Annotated in this window: 11 protein-coding genes; 4 read left to right on the top strand and 7 right to left on the bottom strand. The window is 53.3% G+C overall.

Annotated features, from left to right (window positions below; all coding sequences use genetic code 11):
- Nucleotides 1–64: 64 nt before the first annotated feature.
- The 5 genes from GJJ30_RS30260 to GJJ30_RS30240 form a co-directional block, all read right to left on the bottom strand.
- Nucleotides 65–1,441: a sensor histidine kinase gene (locus GJJ30_RS30260; RefSeq protein WP_154178973.1), complete on the bottom strand. Its 1,377-nt coding sequence runs from the start codon at nucleotides 1,439–1,441 to the stop codon at nucleotides 65–67.
- Nucleotides 1,442–1,444: 3 nt separating this feature from the next.
- Complete coding sequence (locus GJJ30_RS30255; protein ID WP_154178972.1) at nucleotides 1,445–2,128, bottom strand: response regulator transcription factor; 684 nt, start codon at nucleotides 2,126–2,128, stop codon at nucleotides 1,445–1,447.
- 18 nt (nucleotides 2,129–2,146) lie between these two features.
- Complete coding sequence (locus GJJ30_RS30250) at nucleotides 2,147–3,700, bottom strand: hypothetical protein (RefSeq protein WP_310588434.1); 1,554 nt, start codon at nucleotides 3,698–3,700, stop codon at nucleotides 2,147–2,149.
- 196 nt (nucleotides 3,701–3,896) lie between these two features.
- Nucleotides 3,897–4,724 carry an MBL fold metallo-hydrolase gene (locus GJJ30_RS30245; RefSeq protein WP_154178971.1) on the bottom strand — a complete coding sequence of 276 codons (828 nt, stop codon included), beginning with the start codon at nucleotides 4,722–4,724 and terminating at the stop codon, nucleotides 3,897–3,899.
- Nucleotides 4,725–4,736: 12 nt separating this feature from the next.
- On the bottom strand, nucleotides 4,737–5,711 hold the full coding sequence (locus GJJ30_RS30240) for an EamA family transporter (protein WP_154178970.1): 975 nt from the start codon (nucleotides 5,709–5,711) through the stop codon (nucleotides 4,737–4,739).
- A gap of 107 nt (nucleotides 5,712–5,818) precedes the next feature.
- Between GJJ30_RS30240 and pdxR the strand changes: the two genes are divergently transcribed.
- The 3 genes from pdxR (at nucleotide 5,819) to GJJ30_RS30225 (ending at nucleotide 12,145) form a co-directional block, all read left to right on the top strand.
- Nucleotides 5,819–7,300, top strand: coding sequence for a MocR-like pyridoxine biosynthesis transcription factor PdxR (gene pdxR / locus GJJ30_RS30235; RefSeq protein ID WP_154178969.1), 1,482 nt, complete (start codon nucleotides 5,819–5,821; stop codon nucleotides 7,298–7,300).
- A 103-nt stretch (nucleotides 7,301–7,403) separates the two neighbouring features.
- Nucleotides 7,404–8,657 (top strand): GDSL-type esterase/lipase family protein, encoded by a 1,254-nt coding sequence (locus tag GJJ30_RS30230; protein ID WP_154178968.1) that lies wholly within the window; start codon nucleotides 7,404–7,406, stop codon nucleotides 8,655–8,657.
- Nucleotides 8,658–8,662: 5 nt separating this feature from the next.
- Nucleotides 8,663–12,145, top strand: a complete 3,483-nt coding sequence (locus GJJ30_RS30225; protein ID WP_154178967.1) for a PVC-type heme-binding CxxCH protein — start codon at nucleotides 8,663–8,665, stop codon at nucleotides 12,143–12,145.
- Nucleotides 12,146–12,211: 66 nt separating this feature from the next.
- Here GJJ30_RS30225 and GJJ30_RS30220 read toward each other — a convergent pair whose 3' ends face one another.
- Nucleotides 12,212–13,066, bottom strand: coding sequence for a 5'-methylthioadenosine/adenosylhomocysteine nucleosidase (locus tag GJJ30_RS30220; protein ID WP_154178966.1), 855 nt, complete (start codon nucleotides 13,064–13,066; stop codon nucleotides 12,212–12,214).
- Nucleotides 13,067–13,095: 29 nt separating this feature from the next.
- Between GJJ30_RS30220 and GJJ30_RS30215 the strand changes: the two genes are divergently transcribed.
- On the top strand, nucleotides 13,096–13,539 hold the full coding sequence (locus GJJ30_RS30215; protein ID WP_154178965.1) for a RidA family protein: 444 nt from the start codon (nucleotides 13,096–13,098) through the stop codon (nucleotides 13,537–13,539).
- A 3-nt stretch (nucleotides 13,540–13,542) separates the two neighbouring features.
- Here the strand turns inward: GJJ30_RS30215 and GJJ30_RS30210 are convergent, their stop codons facing one another.
- Nucleotides 13,543–14,859 carry an NCS2 family permease gene (locus GJJ30_RS30210; RefSeq protein WP_154178964.1) on the bottom strand — a complete coding sequence of 439 codons (1,317 nt, stop codon included), beginning with the start codon at nucleotides 14,857–14,859 and terminating at the stop codon, nucleotides 13,543–13,545.
- Between the last annotated feature and the right edge of the window lie 162 nt (nucleotides 14,860–15,021).

The following is a 15,021-nucleotide window of genomic DNA, read 5'->3' as shown; positions in this document are numbered from 1 at the left end:
ATGCTCTAATTAAGAGGTAATTAGAAGTAGATGAGAGCGCGGTTATAAAATGATTAGAAACCGATTAGAGCGTTTTGGGAAATTTCAATAAAAAATTGGTTCCTTCGTTGATCCGCGAAAAAACGTTGATTTGCCCCCGGTGTAACTGGATAATTCGGTAGGTAAGCGGCAGGCCGATGCCGTAGCCGTGGATTCGTTTGGCGTTTTCGGCCCTGAAAAACGGCTCGTAAATATGCCGGATGTCTGCTTCAGCAATTCCGATGCCGTTGTCCTTGAATTGAATCGTAACCCATTGGTCGTCAGCACCAAGAATAACTTCAACCTGATTGTCGGGGGAGAACTTGCAGCCGTTTTCCATCAGGTTCAAAAAAGCCGAAATCAACAGGGAAATGCTGCCCTGAACCGTGAGCGACGACTGCATGGCTTCCGTTTCGTTGTCGAACGAAAAGATGACGTGGTAATCCGGTCGGCGGGTCGTCAGCATTTTGGTTGCCTGATAAATGGCATCGTCCAGCGACACTTCGTTGAACTTCATCGTTGCATCGTCGAGGCTGACCTGCGCCAGTTCGAGCAGGTTGTTAGTCAGCATATTAAGCCGTTTGATGACGTCCTGAACGGCTTTCCACTTGGCTTCGTGCTCTTCCACCGTCCGCTGTTTGATCAGCGTGACCTCGATCTGTCCGGTAATGATGGTGAGGGGCGTGCGCAGCTCGTGCGACGCATTCGCCACAAAATTACGCTGCACTTCAAACGCTTCCTGAACCCGGTCGAGCATCGAATTGAACGTGTGTGCCAGTTGGGAAATTTCATCGTTGTTTTCGCTCACGTCTACCCGCTGGTTCAGATTGGAAACCTTGATCTGATCGACCTGGTGGATTACTTTGGAAATCGGGCGCAGAAACCGTCCGGCAAATACCCAGCCCGACCAACCAACCAATGTCAGACTGAACGCCAGCCCAAAGCCCAGAATGGTTCGCAGGTGCGCCATTTCGGTCAAACCGTATTCGTCATAAGCCGATGAAATGATCACATATTCCTGGTTCTGATGGGTGTACGTCAGTCCGGCAATTTCCCGGTTATTGCGACGCAGATACACCTGTTTCCGCTCCCGAACCCGCGCCAGCAGATCATTGTGCGGCCCCAGGTCGCCGGTGGTATCCGCGCTGGCGTAGATGACTTTGTTTTGCTGGTTGTAGACGATGATGTGCTCTTCCGGCAGGGAAGTAAGGTTTTTCCGCTCGATCAGCTGAAGAAGTTTGGGATTGATTTCGTCTTCTTCAATGAGTAGCAAAGCCGTAGTTTTGGCTTTATCTCCCAGCCGCGTATAGAAATGTTTCTGGCGGAAATACTCCGAAATAAAATAAATAACCAGCGAAAAAACGACCAGGTTCGCGGCCACAATAGCGAGAAATGTAACGGAAATTCGGGCGCGTATTTTCATTCGTTAATCTTCGGATTCTTGCATGATATATCCAATACCGCTGATCGTATGAATCAGTTTAGGCGAGAAATCCTTATCGATTTTTTTTCGCAGATAATTGACGTACACATCGACGACATTTGTGCCGGTGTCGAAATTGACATCCCACACTTTCTCGGTAATTTCATTCCGGGAAAGGGCTTTGTTCTGGTTCTTCATGAAGAATTCCAACAGGGCCAGTTCGCGGGCCGTCAGAACGATTTTCTGATTGCCCCGCTTCACGGTTTTGCTCTCCTGATTCAATTCCAGATCGGCAATTTTCAGAATAACAGAATCCGCCGGCGACGAAATCCGGCGCCGGTTCAGCGCACGCAACCGGGCAATTAACTCCCTGAATTCAAAGGGTTTAATTAGGTAGTCGTCCGCTCCGGCATCAAAACCGCTCAGCTTACTTTCGGTGCTTCCCAGGGCCGTCAACATCAGGATGGACACATCTTCGTAGCGGTTTCGGATGATTTTACACAACTCAAAACCGTTGATGACCGGAAGATTTACATCCAGAATAATCGTATCGTAGACATTGTTTGCCAGCTTCAACTGCGCCTGCAACGCATCGTTGGCGATGTCGGCGCTGAACCCATAATCTTCCAATCCATTCTGAATGAATGCGGCTACTTCCTGTTCATCCTCTACTATTAAAATCTGCATAAATTATCAACAGTTCTTTTATAAATTCCGCAATAACTCCACCATTGCCCGGTATAACTTCGGTGCGGTTTCCGGCCCGGTGGAGTTGACTTCGCCGTAAGGACGATCCTTCGAATTGTAATTATACGGAGCTTCGGCATCCCATTCACTTTTCGGAATAATGTACCCCAGTTCGTCGTTTGCCAGCCCAATCACAAACTTGTATTTTCCCGGCATCAGACTCCGGAGCGGTGGCGTTTCCAGCGGTTTCATCCGGAAATCGGCCCCGACCGGGTTTTCCACTCCGCCGTTTACAATTTCGGGATAAATTTCGCCCGGTACACACAGGAACGACGCTTCGCCTAAGCGGAAAGCCGCAATTTCGCTCCGGAAGTTCCCCCAACTGCTGTAACCGGCATCCAACACGCCCAAACCAACTGCCAGTTGAAACAATTTATTCGAGAGCGGAATCTCAACGTTTTGGGCTTTCAGCCGGATATCCGCCGGTCGAGCCGTGGTCGTATCTTTTTGTAACGATTTGTAAATCAGCATTGCGAGTGCCTTTCCCTGCGCGTCGGCTTTTTCAAAAGTCGGCTCTTTATACCGCTCGCCCGTCAGTGGGTCCTGTACCGTCACTTTCGGCGAGGTCGTCATCAATCCACCCACGCAACCCGAGGCATATACCACCGTACCGCCCAATCCTTTCTGAACCACCGAATCGCCTTTCAGAATGCCTTTTTCCAGATAATCCCGCACGTAATGCGGAAAATCGGAGGTCAGCAGCAGGTTCTTGCTCCAGAGCGTTTCGGGGTGATTTCCCCACACCACCAACGTGCCTAAAGTGCTGTCTTTCACCGCATCCAGCGCCTGCATGATGTACAGGCCCGAATCGGTTACGAGCGGTTTTCGGGTGTCCATCAGCAGGGAATCCGCCCCGGTCAGATCCTGCGCAAACCGCAGCCGGGCTGGGCGCAGGTTTTTTGCCGCTGCCAAAACCGCCCGCGTAATCTGTTGTTCAACAAAGCGTTCATAGGATTTGTTAACCCCACTTTTCAGCGGATGGCCACCCCACATGCCCAGAAAATCGGGAGCCTCGTGCGTGTGCGTGCTGCAAACCATCGTGTACGTAATACCCGCACTGGCGGGCAGGCTCTTCCGGACATTGATGACATTTTTATTCGGAAAACCGATCAGGTCAACGGCCACAATGGCCAGCCGGGTTTGGCCGTCGTCGACCACCACGGCGCGCGCCCACAAATCGTCGTGAACGCCATTGGCCGCGCGTTTCTGGCTGAATCCGGCCATCCAATAGGCATCAAATTCGCCGTTGTTATTGCCATCGGTGTACGAATCACCGTCGCCCGGTTTATAAGTTGCGTCCTGGTTTTGATCCGTCCAGCGGTCGGGGAGATGAGGAGTAATTTTCAGGGCCGCAAACCCGACTTGGAGTGGTTTTGGCTGGTTAGGCGCTGAAATGTGGAGGTTGATCGAATAACCGGGGTGCCGGTCGCGGCTGTTGTAATAACCGTAGCCTGCGCCGAGGATCAGCACGGCGCCGACGAAAAGTAGCAGTCCAATGAAAAATTTACGCACGGGAAACGAGTTCAGGAGGTTAAAAAGAGGCAATCCCCAAATTAACTGACAAAACCGTTTAATTGCGAATGATCAAATCAATCTTCCTGACGATTCTCTTTGAAGGAAATCAAGAAAAGGGCATTTGGGAGCGAGGTAGTTTTTAAATTTTTACCGCTGACAGCGGTCGTAGACCCTGGCAGCGGCCTTTTTAAATTTACGCCAGGTTAAACCCGTAACTAGCCAGATACCGCTGCATGGAAGTCGTGAAAACCGTCAGTGCATTACCTGCCAAATCCTGATTTTCAAAGGCTCCGTAAAGCGTATCAAACGTCAGATTTGCCGCTTTTTTGTAAAACGCGGCAAATTCTTCCCGGGTCAACAGAATCTGGTTGGGATAACTGAACATCACCGCGAGGTGCCGTTTGCTGCGGGAAAGCAACAGTGTATCCCCGCAAAGCAGTGTCCCCCGATCCGCTGGAGACGGAATGTGCAGAACGCAACTGCCCGGAAAATGGCCTCCGGTATGAATCATGCGAATACCGTCCCAAAACGACAGGCTGTCACCACTCCACAACTGAAGCGATTCGCTGGGGTACATGATCCAGGGCTGGTCGTTCTCGTGGATGTAAACCGGGCAATCGAACAGCGACGCCCACACGTTCATCGTGCTGTAATAATGTGGGTGCGAAAAAGCGATGGCCTGAAGCCCGCCCTTCGAGCGGATAAATTCGACGGTTTCAGGGTCGGGTAGCGGAATGCAATCCCAAAGAATGTTACCTCCGGGCGACTGGACCAGCAACGCCCGGTTGGCGATGGCAAAATCCGGCTGCATTTTCAGACTGTGAATCCGGTCGGTCAGCGGACTGATTTTTACGTTGAAAGACCGCTCCAAAGCGGGCAGCGTAGTCCAGTTTTGCCCGTTTTCGTGGATGTACTGGCGGTCGTCGTTGCAGATTGTGCAGAGTTCCGGCACCGGCAGATGGAGTGGATACTGGGTTCCGCAGGTGGTGCAAATCTGGGGTTCATTCATACTTAGGTTCATGGGATGTGTTGTTTACTGTTTCAGAATTTGGGGCCGGATCCAGATCGGTTTTTTTAGACTGGGCGGGGCGTATTTGGGTAAATTAACCAATAAGACGCTGAATAGGATGACGAACAGGCCGATTACCTGCAAACCGGTAATGCTTTCGTTCGCAAAACCAACGCCCAGCAGTACCGCGATCACCGGGTTGACGTAGGAGTGAATACTCACCTGCGTCGCGGGCCTGACCTGCAACAGCCAGATGTACGCACTGAACGCGCCGATCGAGCCGAAAACAATCAGGTAGGTGATGGCGAGCCACGACTGCAAAGGTACACTGCTCAGCGTAAACGAATCAAATTCCCGGTGAATAAGTCCGGCGGGGAGGAAGGCAAAACCGGCAATGATCATTTGCCAGGCCGTATTGACGCGCGCCGGAGCCTGACTGGCGTGTTTTTTAGCATATAGACTTCCTGCCGACCAGGCGATGGGGCTGATCATCAACAGCAGCAAACCTCTGAGCACGGACCCGTCCAGACGGCCGGAAAATGAGTGGAGAAGCGATTCCCCGAAGAGCAGCAGAATACCGGCGAAACCGATGAGGAGTCCGTAAACCGTCGTTTTTGTTTTCAGATTGGTTCGCCAGTTTGCTTTGTCCAGAATGATAAACCAGATGGGGTTGGCCGAAACCAGAATGGCCACCAGCGCGCTGGGTAACGTTATTTCCACCCAAATCACGATTCCGGTGGCGACAAACAGCATCAGCAATCCGCTGATGGCCGCCGAAATCAGTTCCTTTTTTATCCGCACCCGATCTCCTTTCAGCCCGCACCAGGCCAGCAGCAGAAAACCGGCGCTTAGGTACCGGACGGCGCCCATCAGCATGGGTGGAAAACCTTTTACGGCGATTCCGATGAAGAAATAAGTGGAACCCCAGACAATGAATACGATTGCGAAGGCGGTGATTACCAGTCCGATCGATGCTTTTTTTTGCGCGGTAACATCCATGATTTCGTGTTGTTTTAAACCGAAAAATTAGCTACTGATTTCTGTCAAAAGTATCGGCTTTCTGGACTATGTTTGTAGTCCAGAAAATACAAACCGGATAGTCCAGCATGGCTTTTGTTGAAAAACTTCTGCGCGTCGATAAAACGCTCTCCGTTGCGGTTTACCTGCAGATTGCCAACGGCATCATCGCTTACATCCGGCAGGGAACGTTAAAACCGGGTGCGGGGTTGCCCGCCAGCCGGGTGCTGGCCAGGGCCCTGCAGGTTCACCGCCAGACGGTGGTGGCGGCTTACGACGAATTATACGCCCAAAGCTGGATCGAAGTGGTTCCGCGCAAAGGCATTTTTGTGGCTAAAAACCTGCCGGACGTTTTGCCCCGGCCGATTCGGGAAGTGGTTCAAACCCATCGGCTACCGGCGGAGACGGGCTTTGCGGTTTCCGAAAAAGAAGGCGTTTTCCGCCCGTTTATAAAAGGTGTCGAGGGAAATCTGGTGATTAACGACGGTTTCCCGGACACCCGGATTGCGCCGATCGAGCTGCTGGTTCGGGAATACCGGCGGTTTGGCAGTTACCGGTTTACGCACAAATACCTGACCTACGGACCTGAACAGGGCTCGGAAAATCTGCGAACCGAACTGGCCCGTTTTCTGTCGGAAACGCGGGGATTACAGGTTGGAGCCAGCGATATCCTGATCACGAAAGGCGTTCAGATGGCGCTTTATCTCTGCGCTCAGGTTTTGCTGTCGAAAAAAGATAACGTGATCGTGGGCGAGCCGGGATATCTCGGAGCCAGTGAAGTTTTTGCCCAAACCGGTGCCAATCTGGAAACCGTTCCGGTCGATGCGCACGGAATAGATTTGGATGCCGTTGAAGCAATTTGCCGGAAAAAGAAAGTCCGGCTCGTGTACGTGATTCCGCACCACCACACGCCAACGACCGTGACGCTCAGTTCCGAACGGCGCATGCGGCTGCTGGAGCTGGCGATGAAATACCGGTTTGCGATTATTGAAGACGATTACGATTTTGATTTTCACTACACCAGCAGCCCGATTCTGCCGCTGGCCAGTGCCGATTATTACGGCAATGTGATCTACGTCGGTTCGTTCTGCAAAACCATCGCGCCGGGCATCCGCATCGGGTTTATGGTGGCGCCCCGGAACCTGCTCGTACAGGCCACCCGGCTCCGCAAACTCATTGATCGTCAGGGCGAACAGCTGCTGGAAGAAGCGATCGCGAATCTGCTGAAAAACGGTGATATTGGCCGCCATCTGAAAAAAGCGAATAAGCTGTACCACGAACGCCGGGACATTCTTTGCCGCTTGCTGAAGGAACACCTGGGTGATCACCTGTCGTTCGAAATTCCGGACGGCGGTTTTGCCGTCTGGACCACGTACCGAAACGGGTTGAAACCCGCCGAAGTGGCGGAGCGGGCGTCGGTTCTGGGCCTGACCGTCAGCGATGGCAGCACCTATTTCCATGATAAAACCGTTCCGCACCATTCCGTTCGGCTGGGATTCGCTTCCCTGAATGCGTCTGAACTGGAAGAAGCGGTCGGAATTTTGAAAAAAGCGATCCAGAAACTCTTATAACCTGTGCCGGTAGTAGAAAAGGGTACGGTTTTCCCTTTAGTTATACCGGAAAGCGGTGGTATTTTAGCCGATTAAGTCAGTATTTACGTCAAAATAAAAATGCATGAGAAAGATGAAGGCAACAGCCTCGCTTGGATACCTTTTACTCCTCTTACTTTTCCTGCCCGACAGATGGGCCTTTGCCCAGCAAACCACTCAGCCGGTTGCAGATTCTCCAAATGCCCCTTTTACGCTGAAAAACGGTGACCGGGTGGTTTTTCTGGGTAATTCCCTGTTTGAAAATGACTACCAATATGGCTACCTGGAGCTGGCGCTAACCACACGTTTTCCCGACCGCGATGTCACGTTCCGAAACCTGGGCTGGGCGGGCGACAATGTGTACGGCGTAGCCCGCAGCACGATTACGAATCCGCCGACCGGCTACCAACTGCTGATGGAGCACCTCACCAAAACTCAGCCGACGGTGGTTTTTCTGGCCTTCGGCGGCATTGAAGCGCAGGACGGCGAAGCAGGTCTGCCGGTTTTCCGGGAAGGGTTGCTGAAACTTCTCGACAAGATCGATCAGTTGGGTGCCAGAGCGATTCTGTTGTCACCGATTCCCGTTTTATCCAGCGATACCATTGCCCATAAAGCGCAGAATAACGCCTTGTTGGAAGTCTATTCGTCGGCCATTGCGAAGATCGCTTCGGAACGCGGCAAGCGGTTTATCGACATTTATAAACCCGTTCAGGAGCTGAGCAAAACCGTCGCCCTCACCGAAAACGGCATTCACCTGAACGAAAACGGTTATTATTACCTGGCTACTCTGCTGGAAAAAAGTTTGGGACTGGCGCCCCGGGCGGAGACGGTTTCGGTCAACGTTTCCAAAACCGGTGCCGAGGCTGCGACCCCCGCCAAAATGGTGAATGCTGGGAAGGACGCGGCAACGCTGATCTTTACCATGGACGAAAAATACCTGCCGCTTCCGCAGCCAGCGGGGCTGGCCGAAAAAACAACGAATGCCCGTGTCCTGAAAGTAACCGGTTTGAAAAAAGGATTTTACAAGTTAACGACTGAAAATCAGGAAGTCGTCACCGCTTCGGCGAAGGATTGGGAAAACGGCGTTCTCATTCAGCAGGGACCATCGTTTAATCAGGTCAACGAAATCCGGCATATGATTTTGAAGAAGAACGACCTGTTTTTCTTCCAGTATCGCCCGCCTAACACGACCTATATTCTCGGGTTTCGCGCCTACGAACAGGGCCGTCACGTGAAAGGGCTGGAGGAGCAAAGCTTCATCATTAAATGGCTGGAAAGCCAGGTTGCCCTCAACCGCGCGCCCCGATCAAGTGTGTATCAACTGACTTTATTGAAGTGAAAAGAATGAAAAATAGCCCTTCCCTGACCCTATTACGCAGAATCCTGATTCTTCCGGCCATTCTGCTGATGACTTCCTCCGTCACGCAGGATGACAAAAAAGACGTGCCGAATCCGGATGTAAAACGTGAGCTGGAGTCGTTTAAAATTGCCGACGGTTTTGAAGTATCGCTGTTTGCTTCCGAACCGCTGGTTGCCAAACCCATTCAAATGAACTGGGACGCCGACGGCCGGTTGTGGGTGGTCAGCAGTACGGCCTACCCGCACCTGAAAACCGGTGAAGAAGGCAACGACAAGGTTTTTGTGCTGGAAGATACCGACGGCGACGGCAAAGCCGACAAATCGACCATTTTTGCCGAAGGACTGATCACCCCGACCGGAATTCTGCCGGGCGACGGTGGCGTTTACGTGGCCAATTCGACGGAAATTCTCCATTTGATGGATACCGACGGCGACGGCAAAGCTGATAAAAGACGCCGGATTTTGAACGGTTTTGGCACGGCCGACGTGCACCACCTCATTCACACGTTTCGCTGGGGACCGGAAGGCAAGCTGTATTTCAACCAGTCGATTTACACCTATAGCCACGTTGAAACACCTGGAGGTATCAAGCGGCTGGAAGGGGGTGGTGTCTGGCAATTGAATCCCAAAAACCTCGACCTGGACATCTACGCCCGGGGATTGATCAATCCGTGGGGGCTGCAGTTCGACCGCTGGGGGCAGTCGTTTCTAACCGACGGCGCCGGTGGCGAAGGCATCAACTACGCCTTTCCGGGCGCGACGTTTGTGACCGCGCCGGGTGCCGCCCGAATTCTGCGGGGATTGAATCCGGGACAACCCAAGCACAGCGGTCTGGACGTGGTATCGGGCCGTCACCTGCCGGAATCCTGGCTGGGGAGCGTGATTACCAACGATTTCCGGGCCAACCGAATCAACCGGTTTAAGCTGGAAGAACAGGGCAGCGGGTATGCCTCCAAGCAGGTCGAAGATTTGCTGTGGACCGATCACGTCGCCTTTCGTCCAGTCGATATTAATGTGGGGCCGGATGGCGCCATTTACGTGGCTGACTGGTACAACCCGATCATTCAGCACGGAGAGGTGGATTTTCATGATCCGCGTCGGGACAAAGAACACGGCCGCATCTGGCGGATTGTGGCTAAAAACCGCCCGCTGGTGAAGAAACCGTCCTTGAGCAAAGCGAGCGTCAGCGAATTGCTGGAAACACTGAAGTTGCCGGAAGACTGGACGCGGGCTCAGGCCAAACAGGTATTGAAGGAACGCGGAGCTGCCGAAGTGATTCCGGCCATCCAGAAATGGGTGCAGGGATTGGATAAACAGGATGCCAATTACGAGCACAACCTACTGGAAGCCCTCTGGACTTACCAGACGCTTGAAGTTGTAAACGAACCATTGCTGGTAAGTTTGTTGAATGCCCAGAGTCATAACGCGCGGGCTGCGGCCTTGCGGGCGCTTGAATTCTGGCATACAAAAATCGCCAATGTACCGGCTCTGCTGACCAAAGCCGTGTCCGACAAACATCCACAGGTGCGGCTGGAAGCGGTTATTGCATTGCGGAAAATACCGAGCGCCGAAGCGGCCCGAACGGCATTGGCGGTTTTGGATAATCCGATGGATGAGTTTCTGGATTACGCGCTGTGGCAAACCGTCCGCGAACTGGAGCCGCAATGGCTGGCCAAACTGAAAACGGAGCCCGGTTTTCTGGGAAATGCGAAGAAAACCGCCTTCGCTTTGAAGTCGGTGAGCAACCCGGCTGCGGCTGCGCAACTGACGCAACTGTACCAAAAGGATCAGGTCCCCGAAGAGTATCAAAAGGATGCGCTAAGTTCGATTGGCAAGTTTGGAAGTGCAGTGGATATGGATTTGCTGTTTGACAAAGCCGTGCAGGGGAACACGGGTCAGAGCAAAGCGGTGGCGGCCCAACTGGCTACGCTGGCCGAAGCGGCTGGTCGGGGCGTGAAACCGTCCCAAAATCTGAACCGGATTACCGGTTTTATTACTAACGATGACGACGCCATTGCGACCACTGCGATTCGGTTAATTGGCTTATGGAAACTGGCCGATCAGACGGGAACGCTGGTTAATTTGGCCCAGAAAGGAGAAACCGCTACGAAAAAAGCCGCCCTGAACGCGCTGGCATCCCTGAATACGGAGCAGTCCCGGAAGGCGTTGGTGGACATGACCGGTGCGAAAAATCCGCCGGAAATCCGGCTGGCCGCAACCGCCCAACTGGTGGCGGTCAATGCTGCCGAAGCGGCCCGGATTGCGGGAGATCTGCTGCGGAGCCTGCCGGCACAAACCGATGTTTCGGAACTGTTTCAGGCATTTATCATGAGTCGGGCGAGTGTTCAGGCACTGGCTGATGAGCTGGTCGCGCGGAAAATACCCGAAAACCGGGCCAAAGAAGGACGGCAGATTATGCAACGCCGGGTGCCTTACAACCGGCGGGGTGAAGATAGCGTTAAGTCGCTGAACCAGGCGCTGGAAGCGTCGGGTGGAACGCTACCCGCCGAAAAAATGCCCCAGGAACTGAACGCGCAGGCCATCAGCAGTCTGGCCAAAACCGTTGCCGAAACCGCCGATCCGGTGAAAGGCGAACTCGTTTTCCGGAAAACCGCCCTGACCTGCCAGACCTGCCACGCGATTGGCGGAGCGGGCGGACGCATCGGCCCGGATTTGAGCAGCCTTGGTACCAGCTCACCGGTGGAAACCATCATCAAGTCGATTTTGTATCCCAACGAATCCATCAAGGAAGGCTATGAATTGCAGCGGATTGCGAAAAAAGACGGTAGCGAAATGATGGGTTACATTGTCAGCAACGGAACGTCCGACATTGTGGTGCGCGATGTGAGCGGGCAGGAAGTTTCGGTTCCGAAAAGCCAGATCAACGTCATGGAGAAAGTGCCCGGTTCGCTGATGCCCGCGGGATTAACGGCCAGTCTGGATAAGAATGAGTTTGTTAACCTGATCGGTTTTCTGTCCAAAATGGGCGAATCCGGTAAATTCCGGGTGCCGACCGCCCGGTTGGTGCGTCGCTGGAGTACGGTTTCGGCGACGAAAGAAGCCGCCAAAAAGGTGCTGACCGATGGCCCCGGTTTTATCGTGAAAGACAATGCAAAAGTGTTCTGGCAACCGGCATACAGCAAAGTTTCCGGCGAACTGCCGCTGGACGAGCTGCCGGTCGTGGAAGCCAGCGCGGCTAAACGCTACAGCTTCGTGCGGTTTGACATTGAGGTCGTTAGCCGGGGAAATGTGAGCCTGGCCCTGAATTCAACGGCGGGAACCAGCGCCTGGATTGGTCAAAAACCGGTCAAGCTGACCGACCGTGGCCTGGTCGCGGAACTTTCGCAGGGCGTTCATACCATTACGCTGGCCATCGACCGGAACGTTCAGAAAGACGGCCCGCTGACTATTCAGTTGCTGGACGCCGAAAATGCACCGGCCCAAACCCGGTTGGTAATGGGTAAATAACCCTGACAGCGGTTGATTTCAAACCCCAATTCTAACCGCTGACAGGGTCTTCGACCGCTGTCAGGGTTAGAGTTTCCCCGCAATGGCCATGACCAGGTTGGCGGAATTGCGGGCGGCAATTTTGAAAAACGTCAGCATGTCCTGCCGGGCGTTGGAATTGGCTTTGTCGCTCAAACTGCGGATAACCAGACAGGGAATCTGCTGTTGGTAGCACACCTGCGCGACGGCAGCTCCTTCCATTTCGGTGGCATCAGCGTTGAAGTCCGACCGCAAACTGGCCACTTTTTCCTCGGAAGAAACAAACACATCCCCCGTCACAACCGTGCCAACGATGATCGAAGGCGGCCGCGAAGTCGAGGGAATGCTTTCGAACGGGACGGTTTTGGCCGCTTCCCGGGCGGTTTGCATCATCACCGAATCGGCGGGGAAATACGTCGGATTCATTTCTTTCGTGATGGCGTTGCGGGTCTGATTGGTTTTCTGTTGCTGAAACGTAATGGAATGGTAATCGTGGTGGGCGGTTTGTCGGGCAATGACGATGTCGCCGGGCTGCAGGTCGGGATTGGTGCCACCCGCGATTCCCGTAAAAAGCACCCGTTGTGGTTTAAAATAAGCCAGCACAAACGCCGTGGTCATGGCCGCGTTGACTTTGCCAATTCCGGTTTCGGCCACCACCACTTTCCGCCCGTTGATGCGTCCGGTCATGAAATGAATGCCGTTCAGCGTTCGGCTTTTGGGGTTTTTCAACGATTTTTGCACGAGCTTCACTTCTTCGTCGAACGCACCGAGCAGGGCGGTAATTGGCCGGGTTTTATAGACCTGGGCATAGGTTGAAGCCGTGCTGACGGCGAGGCAGATGACGAACAGGCTGGTTCGTAAAAACCGGTTCGGACGGATGTATTTGGAGAATTTAGGGTGCATCTTTCACTGGGTTAAACAACTAAAATACGATGGAAAAACGGATCATTTTTATTTCCCTGACGCTTTTCATGATGATTTTGAACAACGTTTACGCACAATCCGGCCAGAATACAATTGAAAAACAGAAATTTCATCTTGGCAAAGCCGGAGAAGACGGTGCGGGGTATGCGCAAGCCGTCAAAGTTGGCAAAACGATTTACATCTCCGGAACGGTCGGCGTGGGCGATGCGGCTACGGCCCTGACGAATGTGTACAACGGACTACAGAAAACGCTGGCTTTTTACGGAGCCACTTTTCAGAATGTGGTCAAAGAAAACTTGTACACGACCAACATCGAGGAAATGAAAAAGCATAACGACATTCGGAAAAAGTATTACAACAACGATTTTCCGGCGGCCACCTGGGTTCAGATTCAGCGGCTTTACATGGAAACGGCCCTGGTCGAAGTGGAGCTAGTAGCCGTACTGCCCTGAAAATCAGTGTCCGGAGAAGAGCGACAGGATGCAGAACAGATCGACGATGAGCAAACCGACCGGGACTTCGTTGGATTTGCCCAGCGATAGTTTTACGATTGTCCAGGTCAGAAAACCCCAGGTCAGCCCCTGCGTGATCGAGTAACTGAACGGAATCAACACCATCGACAGGTAGGCCGGTAAGGCGTCGTCCAGTTGGTTCCAGTTGATTTTTGTGATCGGCTTCATCATAAACGCCCCAACCAGCACCAGCGCCGGAGCGGTGGCAATGCCCGGAATGACCGACAACAGGGGCGAGAGAAACAGAAACGGCAGAAAGAGAAAACCGGCTACGATGGCCGTTAGCCCCGTTCGGCCACCCTGGGCAATGCCCACCGCCGATTCGATGTAGGCGGTGCCGGGGCTGGTTCCCAGCAATCCGGCCAGCGTGGTGGCCACGGCGTCGGTCAGCAGCGAGCGGTTCATGTTGCGCGGATTTCCGTCTTCATCGTACAAATCGGCGGCTTCGGCAACTCCTACGAAGGTGGACAGGCTATTAAATAAATCCGTAAAAACGAAGGCAAAAATAACCGGCCAGAGCGTCCATTGCAGCGAATTGACCAGATCGAGTTTCCCGATCAGACTGAAATCCGGAGCCGCAAAAATGCCACGGTAGTTGACGAGGGTCTTGGTTCCGAAATTCACCGCCGAGGCATCTCCCCACCACCGACCAACGGGCACGGCGGCCAGGGTTGTCAGCACGATCCCGATGATGATGGCGCCCGGAACCTGGCGGATCATCAGAACGCTGGTGAGCAGTAAGCCGAAAATAAACGTCAGGACGATGGGATCTTTCAGGCTGGCGATGCTGACCAGCGTGGCCGGATTAGCCACGATGAACTGGGCGTTTTCAAAACCGATGAGCGTGATAAAGAGGCCGATACCCGCCGAAACCGAATACCGCAACGTCTTCGGGATGAGTTTGACAATGGCGGAGCGAACGTTGAACACCGACAGGATCATGAACAGCACCCCCGCCCAGAAAACCGCCCCCAGCGCCACTTCGGGCCGGACGCCCATAACTTTGACGGCGGTAAACGTAAAGAACGCGTTGATGCCCATGCCGGGCGCAACCACCATCGGATTGCGGGCGTACAGACCCATCATCAGGCTACAGGCAAAAGACAGCAAAACCGTGGCCGTCAGAACTCCGCTGAACGGCAATCCGGCCTGACTCAGAATGGCCGGATTGACGACGATGATATACATCGTTGCCAGAAAAGTGGAAACACCCGCCAGAATTTCGGTGCGGATCGAGGAAGTGGCAGGGCCGGTTTGCATGCGGGGCGGTTGGATGGATCGAAAGTCCGAAAATACGGATTAGAAACGCCAATACAACTTTTACAGGGCTAATCGAAACCTATTTTACCCAAAAAAAGCCCCCGGTTCGGAGCAAAATGCCAAACCGGGGGACTCGAACCAATTTAACCAAATTATTATCTT

Origin of the sequence: Larkinella terrae (assembly GCF_009668025.1) — a bacterium.
GTDB lineage: Bacteria > Bacteroidota > Bacteroidia > Cytophagales > Spirosomataceae > Larkinella > Larkinella terrae.
Note: the sequence above shows the minus strand (reverse complement) of the source record. Positions and strands in the feature narration are given on the sequence as shown.